The sequence below is a fragment of the uncultured Alistipes sp. genome (assembly GCF_963931675.1).
Lineage (GTDB): Bacteria > Bacteroidota > Bacteroidia > Bacteroidales > Rikenellaceae > Alistipes.
The window spans coordinates 2,668,488-2,693,834 of the sequence record NZ_OZ007039.1 but is presented as its reverse complement, the minus strand read 5'-3'; the positions used below and the strand labels follow the sequence as shown (position 1 = coordinate 2,693,834).

The 25,347-nt window shown below is 61.3% G+C and carries 24 protein-coding genes; 10 read left to right on the top strand and 14 right to left on the bottom strand.

Going from position 1 to position 25,347, the window contains the following annotated elements; genetic code table 11:
* Positions 1-86 precede the first annotated feature (86 nt).
* The 3 genes from ABGT65_RS11440 to ABGT65_RS11430 are packed head-to-tail and all read left to right on the top strand — an operon-like array spanning position 87 to position 2,718.
* The gene (locus tag ABGT65_RS11440; protein ID WP_346702295.1) at positions 87-1,109 is read left to right on the top strand and encodes a M23 family metallopeptidase; all 1,023 of its coding nucleotides are present in this window, start codon (positions 87-89) and stop codon (positions 1,107-1,109) included.
* 4 nt (positions 1,110-1,113) lie between these two features.
* A complete protein-coding gene (locus ABGT65_RS11435) occupies positions 1,114-2,064 on the top strand; it encodes a peptidoglycan DD-metalloendopeptidase family protein (RefSeq protein WP_346702293.1) in 951 nt (316 codons plus the stop codon).
* A gap of 12 nt (positions 2,065-2,076) precedes the next feature.
* Positions 2,077-2,718 carry an HAD family phosphatase gene (locus tag ABGT65_RS11430; protein WP_346702291.1) on the top strand — a complete coding sequence of 214 codons (642 nt, stop codon included), beginning with the start codon at positions 2,077-2,079 and terminating at the stop codon, positions 2,716-2,718.
* A 58-nt stretch (positions 2,719-2,776) separates the two neighbouring features.
* On the opposite strand, the gene ABGT65_RS11425 is transcribed toward ABGT65_RS11430, so the two are convergent.
* The 3 genes from ABGT65_RS11425 to ABGT65_RS11415 form a co-directional block, all read right to left on the bottom strand.
* Entirely contained in the window at positions 2,777-3,100 is a 324-nt protein-coding gene (locus ABGT65_RS11425) for a hypothetical protein (RefSeq protein WP_346702289.1), read from the bottom strand.
* Between the two features lie 206 nt (positions 3,101-3,306).
* Positions 3,307-6,153, bottom strand: a complete 2,847-nt coding sequence (locus ABGT65_RS11420; protein WP_346702287.1) for a PD-(D/E)XK nuclease family protein — start codon at positions 6,151-6,153, stop codon at positions 3,307-3,309.
* A 61-nt stretch (positions 6,154-6,214) separates the two neighbouring features.
* A complete protein-coding gene (locus tag ABGT65_RS11415; protein WP_346702286.1) occupies positions 6,215-6,919 on the bottom strand; it encodes a head GIN domain-containing protein in 705 nt (234 codons plus the stop codon).
* Between the two features lie 94 nt (positions 6,920-7,013).
* On the opposite strand from ABGT65_RS11415, the gene ABGT65_RS11410 reads away from it, so the two are divergent.
* The 4 genes from ABGT65_RS11410 to ABGT65_RS11395 are packed head-to-tail and all read left to right on the top strand — an operon-like array spanning position 7,014 to position 13,354.
* On the top strand, positions 7,014-10,175 hold the full coding sequence (locus ABGT65_RS11410; RefSeq protein ID WP_346702284.1) for a UvrD-helicase domain-containing protein: 3,162 nt from the start codon (positions 7,014-7,016) through the stop codon (positions 10,173-10,175).
* Positions 10,172-11,899 carry an ABC transporter ATP-binding protein gene (locus ABGT65_RS11405; protein ID WP_346702282.1) on the top strand — a complete coding sequence of 576 codons (1,728 nt, stop codon included), beginning with the start codon at positions 10,172-10,174 and terminating at the stop codon, positions 11,897-11,899. The genes ABGT65_RS11410 and ABGT65_RS11405 overlap by 4 nt, the downstream gene beginning before the upstream one ends.
* Positions 11,900-11,912: 13 nt before the next feature.
* Complete coding sequence (locus tag ABGT65_RS11400; protein WP_346702280.1) at positions 11,913-12,956, top strand: hypothetical protein; 1,044 nt, start codon at positions 11,913-11,915, stop codon at positions 12,954-12,956.
* Entirely contained in the window at positions 12,947-13,354 is a 408-nt protein-coding gene (locus ABGT65_RS11395; protein ID WP_346702278.1) for a S24/S26 family peptidase, read from the top strand. Before ABGT65_RS11400 ends, ABGT65_RS11395 begins: the two co-directional genes overlap by 10 nt.
* Before the next feature lie 169 nt (positions 13,355-13,523).
* Here the strand turns inward: ABGT65_RS11395 and tsf are convergent, their stop codons facing one another.
* The 9 genes from tsf to mce all read right to left on the bottom strand — a co-directional run bounded on the left by tsf (position 13,524) and on the right by mce (position 21,349).
* Positions 13,524-14,354, bottom strand: coding sequence for a translation elongation factor Ts (gene tsf / locus ABGT65_RS11390; RefSeq protein WP_346702276.1), 831 nt, complete (start codon positions 14,352-14,354; stop codon positions 13,524-13,526).
* Between the two features lie 174 nt (positions 14,355-14,528).
* Positions 14,529-15,440 carry a 30S ribosomal protein S2 gene (gene rpsB, locus ABGT65_RS11385; protein WP_346702274.1) on the bottom strand — a complete coding sequence of 304 codons (912 nt, stop codon included), beginning with the start codon at positions 15,438-15,440 and terminating at the stop codon, positions 14,529-14,531.
* Positions 15,441-15,620: 180 nt separating this feature from the next.
* Positions 15,621-16,007: a 30S ribosomal protein S9 gene (rpsI, locus tag ABGT65_RS11380; protein WP_346702272.1), complete on the bottom strand. Its 387-nt coding sequence runs from the start codon at positions 16,005-16,007 to the stop codon at positions 15,621-15,623.
* Positions 16,008-16,012: 5 nt separating this feature from the next.
* Positions 16,013-16,468 (bottom strand): 50S ribosomal protein L13, encoded by a 456-nt coding sequence (gene rplM / locus ABGT65_RS11375; protein ID WP_346702270.1) that lies wholly within the window; start codon positions 16,466-16,468, stop codon positions 16,013-16,015.
* 749 nt (positions 16,469-17,217) lie between these two features.
* Positions 17,218-18,336 carry a sodium ion-translocating decarboxylase subunit beta gene (locus tag ABGT65_RS11370; RefSeq protein WP_346703088.1) on the bottom strand — a complete coding sequence of 373 codons (1,119 nt, stop codon included), beginning with the start codon at positions 18,334-18,336 and terminating at the stop codon, positions 17,218-17,220.
* Between the two features lie 97 nt (positions 18,337-18,433).
* The gene (locus ABGT65_RS11365) at positions 18,434-18,895 is read right to left on the bottom strand and encodes a biotin/lipoyl-containing protein (protein ID WP_346702269.1); all 462 of its coding nucleotides are present in this window, start codon (positions 18,893-18,895) and stop codon (positions 18,434-18,436) included.
* Positions 18,896-18,931: 36 nt separating this feature from the next.
* Positions 18,932-19,273, bottom strand: coding sequence for an OadG family transporter subunit (locus tag ABGT65_RS11360; RefSeq protein ID WP_346702268.1), 342 nt, complete (start codon positions 19,271-19,273; stop codon positions 18,932-18,934).
* A 20-nt stretch (positions 19,274-19,293) separates the two neighbouring features.
* Complete coding sequence (locus ABGT65_RS11355) at positions 19,294-20,859, bottom strand: acyl-CoA carboxylase subunit beta (RefSeq protein WP_346702266.1); 1,566 nt, start codon at positions 20,857-20,859, stop codon at positions 19,294-19,296.
* A 79-nt stretch (positions 20,860-20,938) separates the two neighbouring features.
* Positions 20,939-21,349 carry a methylmalonyl-CoA epimerase gene (mce, locus tag ABGT65_RS11350; RefSeq protein ID WP_346702264.1) on the bottom strand — a complete coding sequence of 137 codons (411 nt, stop codon included), beginning with the start codon at positions 21,347-21,349 and terminating at the stop codon, positions 20,939-20,941.
* Positions 21,350-21,796: 447 nt separating this feature from the next.
* Between mce and ABGT65_RS11345 the strand changes: the two genes are divergently transcribed.
* The 3 genes from ABGT65_RS11345 to meaB all read left to right on the top strand — a co-directional run bounded on the left by ABGT65_RS11345 (position 21,797) and on the right by meaB (position 23,769).
* Positions 21,797-22,081, top strand: a complete 285-nt coding sequence (locus ABGT65_RS11345) for a hypothetical protein (RefSeq protein ID WP_346702263.1) — start codon at positions 21,797-21,799, stop codon at positions 22,079-22,081.
* A gap of 91 nt (positions 22,082-22,172) precedes the next feature.
* Complete coding sequence (locus ABGT65_RS11340; protein ID WP_346702261.1) at positions 22,173-22,637, top strand: hypothetical protein; 465 nt, start codon at positions 22,173-22,175, stop codon at positions 22,635-22,637.
* A gap of 4 nt (positions 22,638-22,641) precedes the next feature.
* Positions 22,642-23,769, top strand: a complete 1,128-nt coding sequence (meaB, locus tag ABGT65_RS11335) for a methylmalonyl Co-A mutase-associated GTPase MeaB (protein WP_346702259.1) — start codon at positions 22,642-22,644, stop codon at positions 23,767-23,769.
* Positions 23,770-23,996: 227 nt separating this feature from the next.
* On the opposite strand, the gene ABGT65_RS11330 is transcribed toward meaB, so the two are convergent.
* A complete protein-coding gene (locus tag ABGT65_RS11330) occupies positions 23,997-24,596 on the bottom strand; it encodes a trimeric intracellular cation channel family protein (RefSeq protein WP_346702257.1) in 600 nt (199 codons plus the stop codon).
* 18 nt (positions 24,597-24,614) lie between these two features.
* The gene (locus ABGT65_RS11325) at positions 24,615-25,316 is read right to left on the bottom strand and encodes a Sir2 family NAD-dependent protein deacetylase (protein ID WP_346702255.1); all 702 of its coding nucleotides are present in this window, start codon (positions 25,314-25,316) and stop codon (positions 24,615-24,617) included.
* Between the last annotated feature and the right edge of the window lie 31 nt (positions 25,317-25,347).

Here is a 25,347-nt window from a genome sequence, read left to right as displayed (position 1 = left end):
TATCCTATTTTCGCGTTCCTGATTCGGGTTGCAAAATTACACATTTTAAACTAAATTTGCATCTCGCAGTAAGAGTTTTTTCCGCAATGAGCAAAAAACGACACCGATTCGATACCGGGGCGATCCGCGCCGGAGCAGGCGAACTCTCGCACGAGGCCCAGGTCCTCACGCGCGACGTCATGGCTGCACCCTTCCGGCTCAAAACCTACCGCCTGATCCGCAAGATCCTCATCGGTTTCATCCTCGTGTCGATTGCCAACGTCCTCTTCTCCTACTTCTTCTACACCCCCAAGATGTACCGCATCCTCCAGGAAAACCGCGAAACCGAAATCCGATACCGCATCCTCCAGGACCGCATCCGCTCCGCACAGCGCCGCGTCGACGAGATCCGCCACCGCGACAGCTACGTCTACCGCGCACTCTTCTCCACCGACACGATCTCGATCCCCGGGGTCTGGAATCCCTACCCCGATTCGAAATACGCCCCGATGGCCGACGACCGGTACGCCCCGCTGATGATCGGAACCTGGCGACAGATCGACGCCCTGGCCCGCACGCTCTACCTCGAATCGGTCTCGATGGACGAACTCCAGCAGCTCTCCCGAAACAAGGAACAACTCGCCTCGGCCGTCCCCGCCATCTGGCCCATCGACCGGAAGGCCCTGCACAACAACCATATCGGCGCTTTCAACCCGCGGCGTTTCCATCCCGTGCTGCACCGCGTGGTCGCACACACCGGAGTCGATTTCGGCTGCGACCGCGGCACCCCCGTCTACGCCACGGGAGACGCCGTCGTCGAACTCGCCCAGCCCGTCGGATACAACGGAGGATACGGGCATCAGGTGCTGCTCAACCACGAATTCGGTTACAAAACCCGATACGCGCACCTGAGCGACATCCTCGTCAAACCCGGCGATACGGTCACACGAGGCCAGATCATCGCCCGGACCGGAAACACCGGACGATCCACGGGACCCCACCTCCATTACGAGGTGATCCACCGGGGCGTGCCCGTCAACCCGATCAACTACTTCAACCGCGACATGACCGCCGAAGAGTACGAACGGCTGATGGAGAACCTGCGCGAAACCAACTTCGAAAAGTATTGATGCCATGGCCGGAAAAAAGGACCTCGAACGCCTCCGCAGGCGCAAACGCCGCAAACAGCGCATCATCCGCGCAACCGTACACCTCTTCGTATGGTTCGGGGTCGCCGTGATCTACTACATCGGCTTCTCGATCTTCTTCGACACCCCGTTCGAGTACCAGATGAAGCACTCCACCGACCGGCTCCGCCAGGAGTACGACCGGCTCGCACAACGCTACGACTCGTTGGCAATGGTCCTCGACAACCTCTCCGAACGCGACCGCAACGTCTTCCGGATCCTCTTCGAATCGGAACCCTACGACTTCGACGCCGAGGTCGAACAAAGGCAGGCCGCCACCTACGAAAAGATCGTAGGCCGCTCCACGCGCCAGCTCAAACGCGAGCTGAAGGAGGGTGTGCTGGAGATGGAAGCGCGGCTCGCGGAGCTCGGGGACTCCTACCTCCGCCTCCAGCAGCGGATCGACACCGTGGGACGCGGGTGCGACCACATCCCCTCGATCCAGCCCGTCATCAACAAGCAGCTGACCCTGCTGACCGCCTCCTACGGAATGCGCATCCACCCCTTCTTCAAGACCCTGCAGGCCCATCAGGGCGTCGACTACACCATTCCCGAAGGCTCGCGCGTCTTCGCAACGGCCGACGGCGTGGTCCGCAACGTCTCCTCGCGCAGCTCCACCCAGGGCCGCACCGTCGTCATCGACCACGGGAACGGGTACGAAACCTCTTACAGCCACCTCTCGAAAATCAACGTCCGCAAGGGCCAGCAGGTCCGCCGCGGCGACATCATCGCCCTCTCGGGCGATACCGGGCTCTCGCTATCCCCGCACCTCCACTACGAGGTCCGCAAGGACGGAATGCGCGTCGATCCCGTCCACTACTTCTTCATGGAACTCTCCCCCGGCGAGTACCAGCGGCTCATGCGCATCGCCCAGTCCGGCATGCAATCCTTCGACTAAGGCAACCGGAGCATGGAGACAACCGAAAACACCTGCATCCGGCTCCTGCTGCTCGATTTCGACGGCACGCTGGCCGACACCCGCCGCGCCAATACGCTGGCCTACGTCGCGGCACTCACCGAAGCCGGGTATCCCCTCACCGAACAGGAGTACGAGGCCAACTACTTCGGAATGCGCTGCGAGGAGTTCCTCACCCGCTTCGGGATCGCCGACCCCGCGGAGCGCGAACGACTGCGGCTGCGAAAAATCGAGCTCTACCCTTCGTTTTTCGGCTCCGTGCGGCTGAACCGTCCGCTGTGGGAGTTCTGCCGCCAGTTCCAGGCCCAGGGCGGGCGCGTGTGGGTGGTCTCGACCGGCAGCCGCGCCAATATCGACAACGTCATGCGCCACCTCGGAATCGGAGGGCCCGTAGAGGAAGCGGCGAACGGCGGAGAGGGGCGTCCGGAAGCGCCGGCCGAAGCGCCGCTCGGAAGGGTCGACGGCATCCTCGCCGGGCCCGACATCGCCCGTGCGAAGCCCTATCCCGACTGTTTTCTGGAGGCCATGCGCCGCGAGGGGTGTTCGCCGCGCGAAACCCTGATCTTCGAGGACTCCCCCATCGGCATCGAGGCCGCACGCCGCAGCGGCGCCTCCTATTTCGTCGTCAAACTCTGAAACAAAACACCCCGGGACCGTTTCCGGTCCGGGGTGCATAACAGGCGGCATCCCGCTCCTACCGCGACGGCCGATCCATCGACGGTTCGGAACCCCGCGGGGTTTCGGGGCCCTGCGGCGGATTGCCCGGGGCATCGGGCATCCGGTGCGAACGCGGATGCTTCTTCAGCGGTTTGGGCGGTTTGGGCCTCTTCGGGGGTTTCGGGGGTTTCGGGGGCTTCGGGGGCTTCGGACGATGGTGCCCGTAGCCCGGAGGGGGCGGTACAGCATGAGGCGGACGGCGCGGCGGCCGAGGCCCGGCAGGCCGGTGTACGGCACACGAGGCGAGCATCAACAGGGCCGTAGCAAGCAGGCAGATGTTCCAGATTCTTCGTGTTTTCATTATAGGTGAGGTGTTTCAGGGTTTCCGTTCGAATCCACTACAAAGATAATACAATTCCGGATATTGCAAAATCCGGGAAAATCGGAACTTTGTCCGACCATTCATTTCGGCCTTCCGATGAAACCTTCCGACAACGCACGAACACAAACACGAAAAGTCCCGCAACTCCTCCGAGTCGCGGGACCTTGTTTTTCCGGCCGGAGAGGCTACCGGCGGCACAGCACGTTGAAGTCGCAATACTTGCAGGTATCGGCATCGGCACACTGCCGGAACGGCACAGAGGGGTCGTACAGCTCCGCCAGCGTCTCGCCGACCAGCTCCTCGAAACGTCCGGCATAGTGCGTATAGCGCCCTCCGCGCAGGTCCAGTTCGCGGTCGAAGAGCCGGGGGTCGTAGTCCGGACGGTTCATCGCACGCACGTAGTAGAGTGTCGGCTCGGCATCCACACCCCGCGTATGGTAGAGCATCATCGCGTAGAGCAGCGTCTGCAGGATGTTCGAAAGACGCTGCTTCCCCTCACCGCGGAAGAGCGACTCGATTCCCGCAAACTCCAGGTGCGGAGCCCCGGTCTTGTAGTCCACCACGCGGAGCGTCCCGTCGTCCAGCCGGTCGATGCGGTCGGCGATCCCCGCAAACTTCATGCGGCGCACGGTGCCGTCCGCCGTGCGGAAATCGAACCCGTAAGCCACCGAATCCTCCAGCCCCTCGACCGTAAAGCCGTCGTGCGCCGCATCGTAGGGGATCACCCCGCCGCGCAAATAGCGCGTCACGATGTCGCGGACCAACAGCAGGTTGCCCGTATAGTCGTCCGGCGTGGCCGACGCATCGTTCAGGTAGTTCTCGTTGATCGAGGCCTCCACGGCCGCCGCGACCTCGCCCGTGCGGAGCAGCGCCCGCAGGGTCCCGCCCGGGCGGTGCTCCCCGGCAATCCGCGCGTAGAGTTTCTGCACCGCGGCGTGGAGGATCGTACCGAACATCGGGGCGTCGACCTCCTCCGAAATCTCGTCGTCGCTCTCCAGGCGCGCTATGGAGTGGAAATAGAAGCGGAGCGGACACGCCACATAGCGGAAAAAGGCCGTCGGCGAGAGCGTCGCCGGAGAGGCGGGATCGGTGAAGCGCTCCAGACTCCGCAGCACCCGCTCGTCCTTCGCCACCTCGATCGGAGCCGTCTCCGCGAGGTTCACGTCCACGCCTACCTCCACCCGCCGGACCGGGAAACCGCTCTCGTAATCCAACTGGTAGATATAGCGGCTCGGTTCGCCCGTCGACTTGTCGTCGGCATGCGAGCAGTAGAGCATCCATACCCGCCGCGCCCGTTGCAGCAACCGGTAGAAGTAGTAGGCGTAGACCCCTTCGTGGTGCTCGGGCGTCGGAAGCCCGTAGGCCGCCCGCAGGTTGTAGGGAATGAACGACGCCTGCGCCATGTGGTTGCCCGGAAAGTTGTCGTCGTTCATCGACAGCAGGATCACGTTGTCGAAATCGAGGTTGCGCGTTTCGAGGATGCCCATGACCTGAAGCCCTTCGAGCGGTTCGCCCTCATAGGGGATGCGCAGCGTCTGGAGGTGGCGCCGCAGCAGCGAGGCGTAGATCTCGGGCGTCAGCGCGATGTCGCACGCTTCGAGCGAGTTGCGCAGTTTGGTCAACTCCCCGGCAATGACGGCCAGGAACTCCACCCGCTGACGCGCATCCGTCCCCTCGCAGGGGATGCGGGCCACGGCCCCGACCACCCCCAGCAGCCACTCCGAAAGGTCGCGCCACGACTCGGCCGCCGAGAAGATCTGCCGCAGCAGGTCGTTGCGCCCGAGCCACGCGGCATCGACCGAAATGCGCCGTTCGCGGACAATCTCCTCCTGCATCCGGCGGGTCTCCGCAGAATCGCTCTCCGAGACGTAGGGGTGTGCGAGGATCCCCACCACGTCGGCGTGGTAAAAGCTCCACCCCTCCCCCTTCCGGCGGCGGTGCGACTGCAATGCCACAAGACGTTCGACAAACGTATAGGCCAGGGTCGTGCGCAGCGGGTAGCCCATCGTGACGTTCACCCGCCCGATCTCCGGCGGCAGCGCGTAGAGCAGCGGCAGCAGCAGGTTTTCGTCGGTCAGCACCACGGCCGTGCGCTTGTCGAGCGGGCCCGCAGCCGCCAGTTCGCGCAGGATCCCCGCCGCAGCCTTGCACTGCACGGCATTCGAAACCGCAGCCACGGCCGTCAGCTCCTTCTCCCGGGCCATGTTGTCGTGGGAGATGTCGCTCCGCGCCGGGAACTGCACGGTATTCTCGCGCACGAACATCCCCGCCTCCTGTTCGGGGGCATCCCTGTAATAGGTGTCGTAATCCCAGTAGAAATCGGTCTCGGCAGCCGTCGACAAAAAGCGGAAAAGCTGCTTCTCGCACTCCGACAGGGCGTTGAAGCCCGCCACGACGTAACGCCGCGGCTCCGGAAACGAGTAGCCGCCCGCCCGCAGCCGGTCGGCCGCCGCACGCTGGATCATGCCGTTGTAGGCGATGCCCAGCTCGGAAAGGCGCTCCCGCAGCCGATGGTAGATCGGTCCCAGGCTCTTCCAGATCGCCAGGAACCGCCGCTTCTCGGCCGAAAGGTCGGACTCGTCGCCCAACGTCGACCAGAAGGCCTTCACGATCTGCAGCTGACGCGGCGTGAGGTACGAAATATCGGCCTCCAACTCCTTGATGTCCGTGATGTTGCGAAAAAGCCGGTCGGCATTCACGCCGTATTTGTCGATCGTGTCGAAGTCCGTCAGAAGCATGTCGCCCCAGAAGTAGAACCGGTCGAACGGTTCGGCGTGGTATTGCGAATAGATTTTGTAGAGTTCCGTGATGAGCCGCACGCGGTCCCCGGGCCGCAGCCCCGAGATCTCTTCCATCAGGCTGTCGATCGTTGCCCACGTCGGCTGCCACATCGGACGCCCGGCAATCTGCGACAGCGCGTCGATGAAGAACAGCCGCGCACGACGCGACGGGAAGAGAACGGAACATTCCGACAATCCCTCCCCGTAGCGGGCATAGAGGTCCGCAGCAACTTCGTAAAGGAAACTCTTCATGATTCAGAATGTGCAGCACGCAGCGGACAGGGCACCCCTGCGGAGCCTCCCGACGCGCGTCTTACTCCCCGGTTCGGGTGATGTCGCCGCCCATGAACTTCATGCCCCCGCGGATCACCGTCGGGGTTCCCTTGTAGGTGATCTTGCCGCCCGTCGAGGTCTTCCCCTCGAAACGGTCGGTCACCCACAGCGATGCCGAACCCGAACCCGTCACGTTCACCTCCGCGGACATCACCTCCAGCGCCGAAGCATCGAGCGTCCCCGCCGAAACAAACAGCGAAAGATAACGCGCAGACCCGGTCAGCGTCGCACGGCTCTTGCCCGTCTGCTCCAACTGGAGATCCTTCACGTCGAGCGGCACCGTCACCTGGGCCATACCCCCGATCGTAAGGTCGAGGACCGTCGACACCAACGTGCTGTCGAACGTCGCAACCGCATCCGCCACGGCAATACGCTCCAGCGAATTGTAGTAAACCTCGACCTGCGTGCGCTCCGGACGCCGCGAATCGGGCCGCTCCATGATCCGGAGCACCTTGTCCCGGACTTCAAACCGGAAACGAGTCGTATAGGAACCTTTCGTATCGTAGATGATCTTCGGAGCCTCGCTGTCGGGAACCCGGATGAAACGGATGTCGAGCGGTGCCGTAACCTCCACGGCCGTAAACGAGGTGAGCCATTCGCGTTGCGCTCCGCCGTCCGCCGGAGTCTGGGCCTGCAGCGCACCGAAAACCGTCAGCAGCAGCAGACTAAAAAGCATTTTTTTCATGTTTCGGTTCTGTTTTGTCCGGCTAATTTACGAATTTCTTGCGAAATTCGGGTTTTGTTTCGTATTTTTACCTTCCAAAAAGAATTTCCGAACAGTGCAAACGAAGAGAGCGAAGATCCTGAATGCCAGCGCCGGCTCCGGAAAAACCTACCAACTGGCCTTCCAGTACGTCCGCGACGTGATCGAGGAGCCCGAACTTTACAGGCATATCCTCGCCGTAACCTTCACCAACAAGGCCACCGAGGAGATGAAATCCCGCATCCTGAAGGAGATTCACAACCTCGCGGCCGGAAACGACAGCTCCTATCTGACGCAACTCTCGGAAGAGCTCGCCCTCGACGAACAAACCATCCGCAAACGCGCCGCCGAAGTCCGCGCAAAGATCCTCCACGATTATTCGCGCTTCACGGTCCTCACCATCGACACCTTCTTCCAGCGCATCCTCCGCGCCTTCATCAAGGAGCTGGGGATCGACCTGAACTACAACGTCGAGATCGAAACCTCGTCGGTGCTCTCGAAGGGCGCCGACGCCCTGATCGAACAGATCACCGTCGACCGCGACCTCCAGCGCTGGCTCTCGGAATTCGTCCAGGAGCGCATCGACGACGGGCTCAAATGGGATGTCCGCGACGGAATCCTCTCACTCGCGGGCGAGATCTTCAAGGAGAAAAACAAGTCGGCACTGACCGACGCACGCTCCCGCGAAGAACTGGGACGCATCGTCGCCCGCGCCACGCACCTGGCCGAAGCCTCCAAAAAGGAGCTCCGCGAAACCGCCCGCCAGGCCCTCGGGATCATCGGCGCCGCGGGACTCTCCCTCGACGACTTCCCATACAAGGCAACGGGATTCGCCAAATGGTTCTACACCGCGGCCGAGGGCTCGCTCGAACCCTACAAAACCCGCGTCGCGGAGGCCGTCGACTCGGACGACAAGTGGGGCAAAAAGGGTTCGCCCTCCCGCAACCTCGCCCCGCAGCTGAGGCCCCTGCTGCAGCGGATGCGCGACATCTACGACGCGAACCTCCGACACTGGAACACGTGCGACCTGCTGCGCGAAAACTACCGCAGCTTCGCACTCCTCGCCGACCTCTACGCCCGCGTGCAGCAGCTCTGCGAGGAGCAGAACCTCATGCTGCTCTCCGAAACCAAATACATCCTCGCGGAATTCATCGACCACAACGACGCGCCGTTCATCTACGAAAAGGTCGGAAACCGCTTCGACCGATTCATGATCGACGAGTTCCAGGACACCTCGGCCAAGGAGTGGGAGAACTTCCTCCCGCTGCTCCGCAACGCCATGGCCCAGACCGAGGAGCAGCAGACGGCCGTCCTGCTCGTCGGCGACATCAAGCAGTCGATCTACCGCTGGCGCGGCGGCGACTGGCGCATCCTCCACGAGCAGGCCCGGCAGGCCCTGGGACCCGCCGAGACCCAGGTGGAGGTCCTGCGCGAAAACTGGCGGAGCCTGCCGCAAATCGTGGAGTTCAACAACCGCATCATCGCCCGGATCGTCGAAACCGACGACCGCGCACTCGACACCGCCCTCGACCAGGCGGTCGAAAAGCACGGAATCGCTCCCGCCGATGCCGACGCCCTGCGCGGCACGCTCGCCGCAGCCTACCGCGACCATGCCCAGACCTCACGCCGGAAAGCCGAACATCCGGGTTACGTCTCGGTCGAGACCTTCGACGAACGCCCGCCCGTCGTGGAGCGCATCTGCGCACTGCTCGACCGCGGATTCCGGCCCTGCGACATCCTGATCCTCGTGCGCAGCGCCTCGGACGGCGCACGCATCGCCGCCGAGTTGCTCGACTTCAAGCAGCGGAACACCGATCCCCGCTACCGCTTCGACGTCATGACGCAGGAGGCCCTCATCGTGGGAAATGCCCCCGTCAGTGCATTCATCGCCGCAGCGCTCCGGCTCGCCCTGAATCCCGACGACTCCCTCGCCCGGGCCCAGTTCAACCACTACCTCCGCCGCGATTTCGACCGACCGCTGAGCGATCCCGAAAACGAATTCTTCCGTTCGATCCGCCTGCTCTCGCCCGAAGAGGCCTTCGAGCGGATCGTCATGGCGTTCGACCTCCAGGGCGACCGCTCCCAGACGGCCTATCTCCAGGCCATTCACGAACAGATCATCGCCTTCTGCGCAACGAAGGTAGCCGATATCGAACTCTTCCTGCGCTGGTGGGACGAAACGGGCTGCAACCGCTCGCTGAGCGTCGACGAAAGCCGCTCGACGGTCGAAATCACCACCATTCACAAGGCCAAGGGGCTCGAAAAACCGGCCGTCGTGATCCCCTACTGCTCGTGGCAGCTGGAGCCCAAGACAAGCGGCTCGATCCGAAATATCGTCTGGGCCGAAGCCCGCGAAGGCGAGGCCGAGGCAATCGGACGTTTCCCGGTGCGTTACCGCAAGGCAATGGCCGATTCGGAGTTCTCCCCGGAGTACTACCGCGAACTGGTCTATTCGCACGTCGACAACATCAACCTCCTCTACGTGGCCCTTACCCGGGCCGCCGAGTCCCTGCACCTCTTCATTCCCCGGAAAAACGACCGGACGGTCGGCGCCCTGCTGCTCCGGAGCATCCGCGTCGAGGGCAACAAGGCCATGCTCGACGACCTCGAAGGCCGATACTCGGCGGATGAGGCGGGCGAGCACTTCGCATTCGGGGAGTTCGCGGGCCCCGCTGCCGAAAAAAAGGAGCAGGCCGAGGTCCGGCACATCGTTCTGGAGGAGTATCCCACGGCACAGGCCGACCTGCGGCTGCGGCTCCCCTCGCAGCGCTACTTCGAGGAGGGGGAAAGCGGGCTCTCGCCCCGCGATTTCGGGATCCTGATGCACCGCGCCTTCGAACAGGCCGACAACGAAACACAGATCGACGAGGCCGTCGTGCAGATGCAGGCCGACGGCATACTCTCGGAGACCGAGGCCGAAACCCTGAGACAAAAGATCGCCCGGGCCCTCGAACACCCCGAAGCCCGCGAATGGTTCGGCGGAAAGTGGCGCCGCGTGCGCAACGAACAGGAGATCATCCTCCCCGGAAGCGCCTCCACACGCCGCCCCGACCGCGTGATGCTCGGCGAGGAGGGTCGCGCCGTCGTCGTGGACTACAAGTTCGGAGAACGAGACGCCGAACGATACCGGCGCCAGATCCGCGAATACATGCAACTGCTGCACGAAATGGGATATACAAAAACGGAAGGGTTTTTGTGGTATGTCCTCCTCGATAAAATCGAGTCCGTGAGCCTTTGAAAAAAATCCTCGACATCCTTCCCGACGGCTTCCGCCGCCGGAGTTGCGGCGTGGTCGCCACGCTCCTCGCACGGGCCGTGCTCGACTTCGCCGGACTGGCCCTGCTGCTGCCCCTGCTGGCCCTGCTGCTCGACCCAGAAGCCTTCACCGGAGACGGATGCCTGGCTGCGGCTTACCGCAGTTCGGGAATCGCTTCAACCCGGCTCTTCGCCGGGATGGTTTGCGGAGGGGTCGTGCTCTTCACGCTGCTGAAGGGCGCGGCGACCTTTCATCTCGCCCGGATCGAAAACCGCTGTCTGCTCGACCTCTACCGGGCGCTCTCCCGACGGATCTTCATCGCCTGTCACGACCGCGGCATGGCCTTCGTCGACGCCTCCGACTCCGCGACGCTCGTCCGGAACGTGAACGCCGTCACCCGGAGTTTTACCACCGGCGTTCTGCGCCCCGCTGCCGTGATCGTCGCCGAAACCGCCCTGCTGGGAGTGACTGCCGCGGTCCTGTTCCCGTATGCTCCGCAGGCCGTCCTGCTGGCCCTTGCGGTATTCCTTCCGGTCGGATGGGGGTACATCCGCTGCTTCCGCAGGCGCTGCGCACGATACGGTACTGCGGAAAATCGGGCGCTGCGCGAAAAGGCAAGGATCGTCGGCGAAACCTTCCGCGGATACGCCGACATCGAACTCAACGGCGCATTCCCGGAGATGCTGCGGGCCTTCGACCGTTCGCTCGACGAAGCGATCCGCGCCCGCGCACGGGAAGCCGACCTGAACCGCCTGCCGCCGCTTGTCGTCGAAACCGCACTGGCCATCGGGCTGGCCCTGCTGGCTGTCGGGAGTTTCGGGAAGGAGGGTTCCGCTCTGTGGTTCGGGGTGTCGGCCGTGGCTGCCCTGCGCCTGATGCCCGCGGTGCGGGCCATTCTGAACGGCTGGGTCTCGATCCGCTACAACCGCTATACGCTCGACATCCTGCGACAGGCCCTCACGGCGGAAACCGAGGCAAAAACCGAAGAGAACCCCGCCATCGCATCCGGCACAACAACGCCGGAGGAGTCCGGGCCTCTACCCTTCGAGCGGACGATCGAGGTGCGGCAACTCGCGTTCCGCTATCCGGGGTGCAGCCGGGAGGTGTTGCACGGCGTCGACTTTACATTCCGGAAAGGCGACCGGATCGGCATTCGCGGCGCTTCGGGAGTCGGGAAAACCACCCTTCTCCATCTGCTGGCGGGACTCTACGAACCCACACTGGGCGAGATCCGCATCGACGGCGTACCGCTCACCGCCGCCAACCGCCGGGCCTGGCAGCAACGGATCGGATACGTCTCGCAACGCGCCTTTCTCCGCAACGCATCCCTGGCCGAAAATATCGCACCGGAGGTTCCTCCGCACGACATCGACCGCAAGCGGGTCCTGGAGGTCATCCGGACGGCACGCCTCGAAGCATTCGCCGCCACGCTGCCCCGGGGCATCGACACGCCGGTCGGCGAATGCGGAGCCCGGATTTCGGGCGGACAGCGGCAGCGGATCGCCATTGCAAGGGCCCTCTACCGGAATGCCGACGTGCTCCTGTTCGACGAGGCCACCTCGTCGCTTGATCCCCGCACCGAAGCCGAACTGCTCCGCTCGCTGGAGGAGCTTGCCGCGCGGAATCCCCGCATGACGCTCTTCGTAATCGCCCACAACGGGCACTCCCTCGCCGGGTGCCAGAGGATCATCGAACTCGAAAATTAAAAAACCTGCGCTTATGGAATACATCATTGCCGGACTCCGGCTTTCGCTTCCGGATTCGTTGATTCCGCCCCGTTTCGCCGGGGCGTTGCAGGCGTTTGCCGTTGCGGGGGCAGAAGCTGCAAGTGAGGGAAAAGAAGGGAGAGAGGAGGCCGGGCGGGCGAGGACCGCAAGGGTCGAGGTCGCCCCGGGGGAGGCTGTCGCGCGGGCGAGGACCGCAGCGTCCGAGGTCGCCCCGAAAACCGGTTCCGAGCCGGAACTGATTCTGGAATCCGGCGTCCGTATCCATAAAGCCGCCGGATGGCACGAACTCCACCGTTTCGACTTCGCGGATGCCAATGCCGACTGCCGTTTCGGATACGACAAGGCCGGTTTTCTCCTCGAAATGTCACCCCGGGACGGTTCACTCCCGGCCCGATTCCGGATCCCGGAACAAGGCCTCCTCGCCTGCTGCGACTTTACACCCGCACACCACCCCGCCCTCTTCCGGTTCGGGATCTGGACCCTCTTCAACCTTACGGCACTCCATCGGAACGCCGTGGCCATCCACGCCTCGGCAATCCGTTACCGAGGCCGCGGAGTCCTCTTCCTCGGCGAATCCGGGACCGGCAAGAGCACCCACAGCCGACTGTGGCGCGAAAACATCCCCGGCTCCGCCCTGCTCAACGACGACAGCCCCATTCTCGGGCTTGCGGACGGTACGGTCCGCGTCTGGGGATCCCCCTGGAGCGGCAAGGTCCCCTGCTACCGCAACGAGTCCTGTCCCGTCGCAGCCATCGTGCGGCTCGTCCAGGCCCCCGAAAACCGGATCCGGCGCCTCTCTCCGATCGAAGCTTTCGGAGCGCTCTTTCCCTCGACTCCCCCTGCCTTCATCCACGCCACACGCCTTCAGGATGCCGTCTGCACCCTGCTCGGGCAGGTAATCGGGCTGGTTCCCGTCTACCTGTTGGAGTGCCGTCCCGATGCCGATGCCGCCCGGCTCGCCTGCGAGACCCTCTTCGGGGGACCCCTCACCCCACTCCGGTCCGGTCCGGAAAATCCCGACCGACAATGCAGATAACTTCCCATCAGGCCGGTTTCGAACTCCTCCGTGACCTCCTCGCCGAAGGGCGTGAAGTCACCGTGCGGATCGAAGGGCGGAGTATGCTCCCCTTCTTCCGGAGCGGAGCCCGCATCCGGCTGCATCCGATCCGGCCGGACGACCTGCAGCGCGGGCACGTCGTGCTGGGCCAAACCGACGCCGGGAGTTTCGTCATCCATCGGGTCCGCCGCATCGGAGCGGAGCGGATCATCCTCCAGGGCGACGGCAACCCCGTCGGCACCGAATCCATCCCCCGCGGACGAATCTACGGCGCCGTGGCGTGCAGCCCCCTCCACCTGCTGTTAGGCCGGCTCTGGATGCGGCTCGGATCCTTTCGCAAATACCCTCTGTGGCTGCTGAAACGGTACGGGCTCTAACGCCCCACCCCTCCAAGCACAAAAAAACAGACCGGAGCAGGTTTTACCCCGCCACCAAACGGCTGTTGATACTGGAGCCTCCAACACCCCCGCCCGCCTTGCACAAAAAAACAGACCGGAGCAGGTTTTCTCCCTACCCCGGCCTGTTTCTGACGGTATGTCGGTACGATTACTCGCCCAGTGCGAAACGCTTGTAGGCAATTACCGTAGCCTCCTTGTCGGCCTTGTGGATGAACTCGGCGATCGTCTCCTTCTCGCCAACCACGGTCTGGTTCAGCAGCGTATTCTCCTCGAAGAACTTGCGCATCTTGCCCTCGGCGATCTTCTCCAGAATGGCCTCCGGCTTGTTGGCGTTCTTCGGATCCTGCTTCATGGCCTCCACGGCGATCTTGCGCTCGTGCTCGACAACCTCGGCCGGGCAGTCAGCCTCCGAAATCGATACCGGGGCCATAGCCGTAGCCTGCATGGCTACCGTGTGGGCAACCTCGGCCGGAACCTCCTTGTTGAAGCCCAGCAGCGTACCCAGCTTCTTGTTGAAGTGTACGTAGGCAGCGCAGTAGGGAGCCTCGATGCGGGCATAGTATGCCAGCTCGATCTTCTCGCCCGTCTGGCCCGACTTCTCGGTAACCATCTCCTCGACAGTGTGGCCCTCGGCGTTCTTCGCAGCCAGCAGCGCGTCGCGGTCGGCTGCGTCGGCAGCAACCGCTACCTCCAGCATTGCCTCGGCAGAAGCCGTGTACTCGGCATTCTGTGCCACGAAGTCCGTTTCGCAGGCCAGGCAGAGGATGTAGGCCTTCTGACCCACGATCTTCGTAACGACAACACCCTCCGAAGCCGTGCGGTCCGCACGCTTTGCCACGACGAGCTTGCCCTTTTCGCGGATAATGTCCTGAGCCCGTGCATAGTCGCCTTCAGCCTCGATGAGCGCCTTCTTGCAGTCCATCATACCGGCACCGGTCATCTTGCGGAGCTTCATTACATCAGCAGCTTTGATTTCCATAGTCTTTATTCTTTTTCGATTGTTTCTATTTTTCAATTACCCGGCCGGGGGCCGATTACCCGGTCGGAACTTCCCCAATTACTCAGTCGGAATTTTCCCTCCCCAATTGCTCGGTCAGGACTTCCCCGGCTACTCGGTCAGAACGTCCCCTCCCGATCCGGTCCCTGCGGCAAATTACTCTGCCTTTTCTGCAGCGGCCTCCTCGGCGGGAGCCTCAGCAGCCTCAGCCTCAGCCTCCGTGGCCGGCTCCTCGTAAGGAGTCTCTACGGCAGCGACAACCTCCGCTACAGCAGCCTCCTCGGCGTCGATCGAAGCCTTCACGGCCTTCTTGATGCGGGGTTTGCCCTCCTTCTTGGCACCCTCGGCCTCAGCCTCCTGTGCCTCCTTCTCCTTCTCCAGCTTGCGCTCCTCCGTTCCCTCGGCGATGGCGGCGCACATGGCATCCACGATCACCGCAATCGACTTCGCAGCATCGTCATTTGCAGGAATTACGTAATCAATGTCGGTCGGATCACAACAAGTATCTACCATTGCAAAGACGGGGATGCTCAGCCGCTTGGCCTCCTTCACGGCGTTGGCCTCCTTCTGTACGTCGACGACGAACAGTGCGGCCGGAAGACGGGTCAGGTCGGCAATCGAACCGAGGTTCTTCTCCAGTTTCGCACGCTGACGGGCAATCTGGAGTTTCTCGCGCTTCGAGAAGTTATCGAACGTGCCGTCGTTGGTCATCTTGTCGATGGTGGACATTTTCTTGACGGCTTTACGTATGGTGGGGAAGTTGGTCAGCATACCGCCTGCCCAACGCTCCGTGACGTAGGGCATCCCGACGGCTGCCACCTTTTCGGCAACAATCTCCTTGGCCTGTTTCTTCGTGGCTACGAACAGCACCCGGCGACCGCTCTTGGCGATCTGCTTCAGCGCTGCAGCAGCCTCATCGACCTTCAGCACCGTCTTGTGCAGGTCGATGATGTGGATGCCGTTCTTCTCCATGAAGATGTACGGAGCCATTTTCGGGTTCCATTTGCGCTTCAGGTGACCGAAGTGCACACGGGCTTCCAGTAATGTATTAAAATCTGTACGTGACATTTTAATTCTCTTCGTTAATTGATTCTAATTCTCTTTTCTTCAACTCCGGCGGGTAGCGACCTTGTCGATCCCGGGAGTTTTCCGCGGCGCGGCAACCGAAGGGTAATACATATATAATATAAGTAGTCCTCCCGATTTGAAAACCGACACCGTGCGTTGCCGAAATTCCGGTCGTGCGTATTAACGCTTGCTGAACTGGAACTTGCGACGTGCTCCGGGCTGTCCGGGCTTCTTACGCTCAACCTCGCGGGGATCGCGCGTCAGGAATCCGGCCTTCTTCAGCACCGGACGCATCTCGGCGTCGATCTCGCACAGCGCACGTGCGATACCCAGACGAGCGGCCTCGGCCTGTCCCTTGATACCACCCCCTTCGAGGTTGATGGTGATGTCATAGCTCTCGGCAGTGTTCGTGGCGAGCAGCGGCTGCTTCACCTGGAACTGGAGAATTTCGAGCGGGAAATATACGGCGAGTTCCTTGTGGTTGATTGTAATCTGACCATTCCCCGGCTTCACGAATACGCGAGCCACAGCGGCCTTACGACGACCTACGGTGTTTACAACTTCCATAACTCTTACTTAATCTCGTTTAATTTAATGGTCTTCGGGTTCTGGGCGGCGTGCGGGTGCTCCGGGCCGACATAAACCTTCAGGTTCGTGAGCAGTTTCTCACCCAGGCGGGTCTTGGGAAGCATTCCCTTGACGGCCTTCTCGATGAGGAACGTCGGTTTTTTAGCCAGATAGTCGGCAGGCGTGGCGTAACGCTGGCCGCCGGGGTATCCGGTGTGGCGCGTGTAGACCTTGTCGGTCACTTTGTTGCCCGTGAGCTTCACCTTCTCCGCGTTGATGACGATGACGTAGTCACCGCAATCCACGTGAGGCGTGTAGCAGGGCTTGTTCTTGCCTCGGAGGATCTTCGCGACCTGCGATGCAAGACGTCCCAGTACCTCGTTCGTCGCGTCGATCACCACCCATTCCTTGGTGACGGTCGCAGCGTTCGCCGAGATAGTCTTGTAGCTTAAAGAATCCATTACGTGTAATTTAACTTATTGTAATCCGTTTCCCGCACTTTGCGGGTGCGCAAAGGTACGAAAAAGTTTTGTTTCTGCAAAACAGGTTGAAAATCATTTCGCAAATATTTTTCCGACCCGTTCGTTTCCCGGACAAAAGTCCGTCCCGGTCCCCGATGATTTCCGATCCCCGGCGCCGAAACCGAAGGGGAAAACGGTCCGAAAACAGAGGCCCTTTTCGAAATATACCGGTTTCGAGACCTTTGGGTGGATTTCCGCTCAAGGCGGAAATGACCGGTTTAAGAAGCCGGTTTTAGAGGCGGAGGGATGTTGAAAGGTTCGGAAGCAAATCACCGCTCCCGACCGTCGGTCGGAGCGGATTCAAGGCTCGGAAACCGCTAAAGGCCCAGCAGCTCCTAAAAGCCGCCTCTTAGGCGGGCCTTGCCGCCGCACTTTGCTTTTTGCGGAAAGAGGACGCAGTGCAGGCGGCGCGATAAGAAACGGGGCCGGTTTGCTCGCAAACCCGCGTCAGGCGCCCGTTTCCGCGACGCCAAACTGCGGCCCCGCAAAAAGCAACTTGCGGCTGGTTTTGGGTACCTTTTGCCATCAAAAGGTACCCGGCTAAGAACCGGGGGCTTTTTGCCGATCCAAAAAGCTCCTTTAAGAAAGGGACGAAAAAAGCCGGAACAACTCCGGCTTTTTTCTCTCATATATCGACGGCGGATTCCGAAACCGGAATTCATCCGGCCGGGCCTCCACCTCCCCGGCTATTAGGCCAGGAACGAGAGCAGAATACCCGCAGCTACCGCCGAACCGACCACGCCGGCCACGTTCGGGCCCATGGCGTGCATCAGCAGGAAGTTCGAAGGATCGGCCTTCTGACCCTCGGTCTGCGACACGCGGGCCGCCATCGGAACCGCCGAAACCCCGGCCGAACCGATCAACGGATTGATCTTGTTGCCCTCCTTCAGGAAGATGTTCATCACCTTGGCCAGCAGAACACCGCCCGCCGTTCCGAAGCTGAATGCAAGCACACCCAGCACCAGGATCTTCAGCGTCTGGGGATTGAGGAACGCTTCGGCCGTGGCCGTAGCACCCACCGTGATGCCCAGGAAGATCACCACGATATTCATCAGTTCGTTCTGAACGGTCTTCGACAGACGGTCCACGACCCCGCACTCCTTCATCAGGTTGCCCAGCATCAGGCTGCCTACCAGCGGCGCCGCCGACGGCAGCAGCAGCGCGATGATCACCGTAATGATCAGCGGGAAGAGGATCTTCTCGGTCTTCGAGACCGGACGCAGCTGGCGCATCTTGATCTTACGCTCCTTCTCCGTGGTGAGCAGACGCATGATCGGCGGCTGGATCACCGGCACAAGCGCCATATAGGAGTAGGCCGCCACGGCAATCGGGCCCAGCAGCTCCGGGGCCAGAATGGCCGTCAGGTAGATCGACGTCGGGCCGTCGGCTCCGCCGATGATACCGATCGAAGCGGCCTGTTCCGGCGAAAAATTCAGCGCATAGGCGCCGATGAAGGTCAGGAAGATACCCAACTGGGCGGCTGCGCCCAGCAGGAAACTCTTCGGATTGGCGATCAGCGGACCGAAGTCGGTCATGGCCCCCACCCCGAGGAAAATCAAACAGGGATAGATACCCAGCTTGACGCCCAAATAGAGGTAGTCGAGCAGCCCGGCGTTGGCCACAAAGATATCCCAGTGGACTTGCCCGCCTGCGAAGAGCTCGGTATGGAACATATTGGCGCCCGGAAGGTTCGTCAGCAGCATACCGAAGGCGATCGTGAGCAGCAGCAGCGGCTCAAACTTGTGCTTGATGGCCAGGTAGAGCAGCACGAAGGCCACAACGATCATCGCCAGAGGCCCCCATCCCATGCTTTCGACCAGGGCCGATATACCCGTCGATTCGACAAAGGTCTGCAGGCTGTCCCATACGAAATCGGAACTGGATGTCAACAAAGTCCACATAAGGCTATTCGATTACAAGTAACGTATCGCCCTCCATGACCGTGGCGCCCTGCTGCACGAGAATCTGCTTCACAACGCCGCCGCGGTCGGCATCGATGTTGTTCTCCATCTTCATGGCTTCGAGCACCACAAGCGTCTGGCCCTGGGAGATCGTGTCGCCCACGGCGACCTTCACGCTCAGCACCGTACCCGGCAGCGGGCACTTCACGCTGTAACCCGACGAGGGCGGAATCGCCGACAGCCGCGGCGAAGGAGTCGCCGTCGAAGGCATGATCATACCGCTGTTGGCCGACTTCGGAGCCGGAGCAACCTGCGGTTTGGAGACCTTGGGTTTCTTGCCCCCCTCGATCTCCACTTCGTAGTCCACACCGTTGACGATCACATGGGCTACCGTCGAGCTGTCGTTCACGTCGTCGATCTGGACGTTGTAATTATGTCCGTTGATTTTCAGTGAGTAATCTTTCATTGTTGTTTCTGGATTGTCAGATTCCGACGAAAAACGCTATTTCCGCTCGGGAAGCTGGGTTAAACCATGAATTTTCGAATTCCAGGGCGAATAGGCCCGTTTGATGCTGAGGATCGTCACCACCTCCGACTCGCGGTCGTGCAGCACGCTCTTGTAGATCTTCAGGGCCGTGGCTATCGCCGCGATCTCCTCCTGGCTGATCATCGGCTGCGGAGCAACCGCCTGCTTCTTGCTGGTGGTCGCCATCCGCTGGAAGCAGACACCGAGGCCCTTCATGATGAAGATCAGCGCCACCAGCACGACGAATACCAGCACGAAGCCGATGAGTGAAGCCCACAGGATCTCGGACCAGCCCCAACTTACTGCCTGTATTATCATGATTTCCGATTTTTACGAGGTTACAGAGGAATGTTCGAATGCTTCTTGGGCGGATTCTGCAGGCGCTTCGTGGCCAGCGACTGCAGGGCACGGATGATGCGGAACCGTGTGTTGCGCGGTTCGATCACATCGTCGATATAGCCGTAGCGCGCCGCATTGTAGGGATTCGAGAACTTGTCGTTGTACTCCTTCTCCTTCTCGGCGATGAACGCGGCCTTCTCTTCGGGTTTGTCGGCCAGCTCCTTGAGCTCCTTGCCGTAGAGCACCTCGACGGCTCCGCTCGCACCCATCACGGCAATCTCGGCCGTCGGCCAGGCGTAGTTGATGTCGCCGCGGATGTGCTTCGACGACATCACGATGTAGGCGCCTCCGTAGGCCTTGCGCAGCGTCACGGTGATCTTCGGAACCGTAGCCTCGCAGTAGGCGAACAGCAGCTTCGCGCCGTGCGTGATCACGCCGCCGTACTCCTGGGTCGTGCCCGGCAGGAAGCCCGGAACGTCGACGAGCGTCACGAGCGGAATGTTGAACGCGTCGCAGAAACGGACGAAACGGGCCGCCTTGCGGCTGGCATTGATATCGAGCACACCGGCCATGAATTTCGGCTGGTTGGCGATGATGCCCACCGACTGCCCGTTGAAGCGCGCAAAGCACGTGATGATGTTCTTGGCGTAACCGGCCGCCGACTCCAGGTACTCGCCGTCGTCGACGATCGCGCGGATCACCTCGGCCATGTCATAGGGCTTGTTCGCGCTGTCGGGGATGATGTCGTTGAGCGAATCCTCCAGGCGCGTGATCTTGTCCGTGCAGACCGTCAGCGGAGCATCCTCCATGTTGTTCTGAGGCATGTAGGAGATCAGTTTCTTGATCAGTTCGATACCCTCCTCCTCGGTATCGACGGCGAACTGGGCAACTCCCGACTTGGTGGTGTGCATCGTGGCACCGCCCAGCTGCTCCTGCGTGACGTCCTCGCCCGTGACGGTCTTCACCACCTTCGGGCCCGTGAGGAACATGTTCGACGTCTCCTTCTTCATGATGATGAAGTCGGTCAGCGCGGGCGAATAGACCGCACCTCCGGCACAGGGCCCGAAAATGGCCGAGATCTGCGGAATGACACCCGACGACATCACGTTGCGCTGGAAGATGTTCGCATAACCGGCCAGCGCGTTGACACCCTCCTGGATGCGGGCGCCGCCCGAGTCGTTCATGCCGATGCAGGGGGCACCGTTGCGCAGGGCCATGTCCATGACCTTGCAGATCTTGTCCGACATCGAGAGCGAGAGCGAACCGGCCGTAACGGTGAAGTCCTGGGCGAAGACATAGACCAGGCGTCCGCCGATCGTACCGTAACCCGTCACCACGCCGTCGCCGAAAAAGTGCTTCTTCTCCATGCCGAAATCGTAGCAGCGGTGTGTCACGAACATGTCGAACTCCTCGAACGAACCCTCGTCGAGAAGCATCTGGATACGCTCGCGGGCCGTGTACTTGCCCTTGTCGTGCTGTTTGTCGATCGCTTTCTGGCCGCCGCCCATACGGGCCGTTTCGCGGTTGTCGATCAGTTGCTTGATCTTTTCTTGAATTTGGCTCATAATGTTGATATTGTCCGCCCCGGGAGATGTTCCGCACACACGGAACGATTCCGCCCGGAGCGGAATCGTTGGTGATTTACTATTTGTTCTTGTTCTCGCAGAGTTCGGTCAGGATGCCCTGGGTCGATTTCGGGTGCAGGAAGGCGATCGTCAGCCCCTCGGCGCCCTTGCGCGGCGTCTTGTCGATCAGGCGGATGCCCCGGGCCTCGGCGTCGGCCAGCTGTTCCTCGATGTTCTCGCACGCGAGGGCCATGTGATGGATGCCGACACCGCGGTTCTCGATGTACTTGGCGATGGTCGAATCCTCCGAGGTGGGTTCCAGCAGCTCGATTTTCGTCTGACCCAGCATGAAGAACGCCGTGCGGACCTTCTGGTCGGCAACCTCTTCGATGGCATAGCATTTCAGCCCCAGAACGTTCTCCCAGTAGGGAATGGCTTCATCAAGGCTCTTCACAGCGACGCCAAGATGCTCGATATGAGAAACTTTCATAGCAAAATGGAATTTGAGTTTGGTTGATTGTTTTTGTGGTATTTCGGACGTTGTTATTTTGCGAACACAAAGATAGGCGAATCTTTGGGAATCCCCAAAATTCAACAGACTTTTTTTGGTCGAAAACGGCATTCGGGAGGGATGAAAAGTGTTCGGGAGGGGATTTTCCGGGGAAAAGATTGTCCGAATCCGTTTTTTTCCTATCTTTGCAGAAGATCCGCACGAGCGGATTTATTGACCGATTGGAAAATCTGGGAAATTCTCCGAATCAGGTCAAACACATCCTGCCCTGCGGCGCTCGCGTCGTATGGCATGGACGTTGTTCCTTCGTCTATACGGCGCGGGCTATGTGTGTTTGTCAGATTCAGGGCCTCCCAGAGCCTTTCCAATTGGCAAATAACAGTAGTCCGCGTTCGTCTTTTGTCGGCGCACTAAAACCTCAAGACCATGGATGACAGAAAGGATGACAGAAGGAATGACAGAAGGATTTTTCCCTGCAACCAGCGAAGCCACAACTTCTACTACGACTACGAACGGCTCAATTTCGTCCTGCGCGCGTCGGGGCTCTCCCACCTGGATTTCATCCGCCACATCGGCTGCGATTTCAACACCTTCATGAAGGTCCGCCACGGCTTGCTCCCCTTCGACATCGAACTCGTGCGGAGAATCCACGCCCGCTATCCGCAGATCGACCTCGAATGGCTCCTCTGCGGCCCCGCCATACGCCTCTGACCCGCTCCCGCCGCCGAACGCTTTTCGCCCGAAAATTTGCGCCTTCCGCCAAAAGGTGTTATCTTTAGCGGACAAACCAGCACTCTCGGATATGAAGAAAGCGTTGCTTATCCTGCTGTCGGCGTGGATCCTGGCACCCTCCGGCGCGGAGGCCCAGAACATCATCCTCGGCGAAAAGGTCCCCGAGCTCAAGGCCGCGGGGTGGATCGACAACCGCCATCCGGCTCCGGCGGCGGTCACCTATCTCGAGTTCTTCCACTCGTCGAATCCCGCGTGCATCACCTCGCTCAAACGGCTGAGGGCCCTCGCCTCCAAACCAAAATCCCCCCTGCGGGTGATCGTCGTTACGCGCGAGGACACCGCACGCATCGCCCCGATGCTACGGCCCTACCTCTCGGAACGGGTCTCGGCTACGATTCATGCCGACCGGGGTTTCTCGGCCTTCGGCGTCACCTACGTGCCCTTCGGCGTGCTGATCGACACCCGCAACCGCGCCCTCTGGATGGGAAACAGCCTCCAATTCAACGAAAAACTCATCGAACAAGCAATCGATTGATCATATGTCCTTTACCAAGATAGACCACTACGAACGCGAATACGCGGACACACACCACTACACGGCGCTGAACGTGACGGAAGGCGTTGAAGACCAGCCGATCATCAGCCCCTATTTCAAGCGGCACAAGAAGCGCATGCTCTCGACCGACGAATACGTCGGGGGCATTCTCGCCGGAAACATCACCACCCTCTCGCAGGCCATTACGCTCGTCGAATCCTCCAACCCCAACCACTACGCCCAGGCCCAGGAGATCATCGAACGCTGTCTGCCCCACGCCGGGCGGTCAGTGCGCATCGGCATCACGGGCGTCCCGGGAGCCGGGAAGTCGACCTTCATCGAAGCCATCGGCAACATGGTCACCTCTCTGCGCCACAAGCTCGCCGTGCTGGCCATCGACCCCTCGTCGGAGCGGAGCGGCGGCTCGATCCTCGGTGACAAGACCCGCATGGAGAGCATCTGCAACAACCCCGCAGTCTTCGTGCGCCCCTCGCCCTCGGCCGGATCGCTCGGAGGCGTCGCGCGCAAGACCCGCGAGACCATCGTACTGTGCGAAGCCGCCGGTTTCGACGTCATCTTCATCGAGACCGTGGGTGTCGGGCAGTCCGAAACCGCCGTACACTCGATGGTCGACCTCTTCATGCTGTTGCAGATCTCGGGCGCCGGCGACGAATTGCAGGGCATCAAGCGCGGCATCATGGAGATGGCCGACCTGATGGTCATCACGAAGGCCGACGGCGAGAATGTCCACAAGGCCGAGTTGGCCCGCACGCAGTTCCAGGGGGCCCTGCGGCTCTTCCCCGTGCCGGAATCGGGCTGGCGGCCCAAAGTCTACACCTCGTCGGCCGTGACGAAGGCCGGGTTGGAGGAGGTCTGGAAGGGCGTCGAGGAGTACCTCGACCACATTCAGCGCAACGGGTATTTCCAGCACAACCGCAACCGCCAGAACAAATACTGGATGTACGAGACGATCAACGAAGCGCTGCGGAGCAGTTTCTACCGCGACCCGGCCGTCGAAAGCAAGATTGCCGAGTACGAGCAGCAGGTCCTCGACGACAGGATCTCGTCGTTCATCGCCGCCAAAGAGCTCCTCGACCTCTATTTCAAGGCCGGCTTAAAAAGCCGGTTTTAGGGGCGGAGGGATCTTTGTACGGTTTCCGACGGCTTTACCCGCTCCCGACCCGGTTAAGAACCGGGTTTTAGAGGCGGAGGAACCTTTGTGCGGTTTCCGACGGCTTTACCCGCTCCCAACCCGGTTAAGAACCGGGTTTTAGGGGCGGAGGGACCTTTGTACGGTTTCCGACGGCTTTACCCGCTCCCGACCGTTTTTAATCATATATGAAATCGCGCTCCCGCACCCTACTTGAGGGTCGGGAGTTTCATCCCGAAGCGCACCGACACGACCCGCGCCGCGATCACCGCCACGGCCGTTACGATCTGCAACGAAGCTCCCGACATGCCTGCCTCGCGGCAGATCCAGAAGACCACTCCGCCGAAGACACACGCCAGCGCATAGATCTCCTTGCGGAAAATGAGCGGCTCCTCGTTGATGAGGATGTCACGAAGCACGCCGCCGGCCGCACCGGTCATCGTACCCATGATGACGGCCACCCAGAAGGGGAAATCCGCCGCAAGGGTCTTCTCGATGCCCACGACCGTGAACAGCCCCAGTCCGATGGCGTCGAAGATGAAGAACGTATTGTTCAGCCGGATGAGGTAGCGGCCGAAAAGGATGACGATCCCCAGAGCGATGGCCGTGACGATGAGGTAGACGCTGTCCAGCATCCAGAAGGGGGTTTGCGACAGCATCAGGTCGCGCAGCGTTCCGCCCCCGATGGCCGTCGTAAAGCCCACGACGTAGGCCCCGAACCAGTCGAACCGCTTGGCCGAGGCAAGCCGGATGCCGCTGATCGCAAAGGCCAGCGTCCCGAGCATTTCCAAGACAAAATAGACAGACATCGTTTCCGGAGGAGCAAACTACTGGTTCAGATAAGTCCGGCGCAGCAGCGCGGCCAGTTCGGGCACGCCTTCGGCAGCGCGTTTCGAAATGACGGTCAGCGGGTTGCGGATACCCGTCGTATCGGGGTGTCCGGGATCCACAAGGTAGATCGGAACCCCCGGCTGCGCGTAGCGCACCAGCGAAGCCGCCGGATAGACCGCCAACGACGTCCCCACCACGACCATGATCTCGGCCCGCGCGGCGATCTCCGCCGCCCGCTCGAACATCGGGACCGATTCGCCGAAGAAGACGATATGCGGGCGCAGCAGCGAACCGTCCGGCGCCGTGGCGTCCAACGCCTGCTCCCACCCCTCGATCGGAACAATAAGGTCGGGGTTGCGCATCGAACGCAGTTTGCGCAGTTCGCCGTGCAGGTGCGTCACGCGCGTCGAGCCCGCCCGTTCGTGCAGGTCGTCGACGTTCTGCGTCACGACCTCCACCGCGAAGTCCCGCTCCAGGGCCGCAATGGCTTCATGGCCCGCGTTGGGACGTGCCGCAAGCATCTCGCGGCGCCGTTTGTTGTAGAATTCGATGACCAGCGCCCGGTTCCGCGCCAGGGCCTCCGGCGTGCAGACATCCTCGATCCGGTAGTTGGCCCACAGACCGTCCGAATCGCGGAACGTCGCCAGGCCGCTGTCGGCGCTCATCCCAGCGCCGGTAAAGACCACGAGTTTCTTCATGGCTAAGCGTTTTTGATGATGCCCCAAAGAT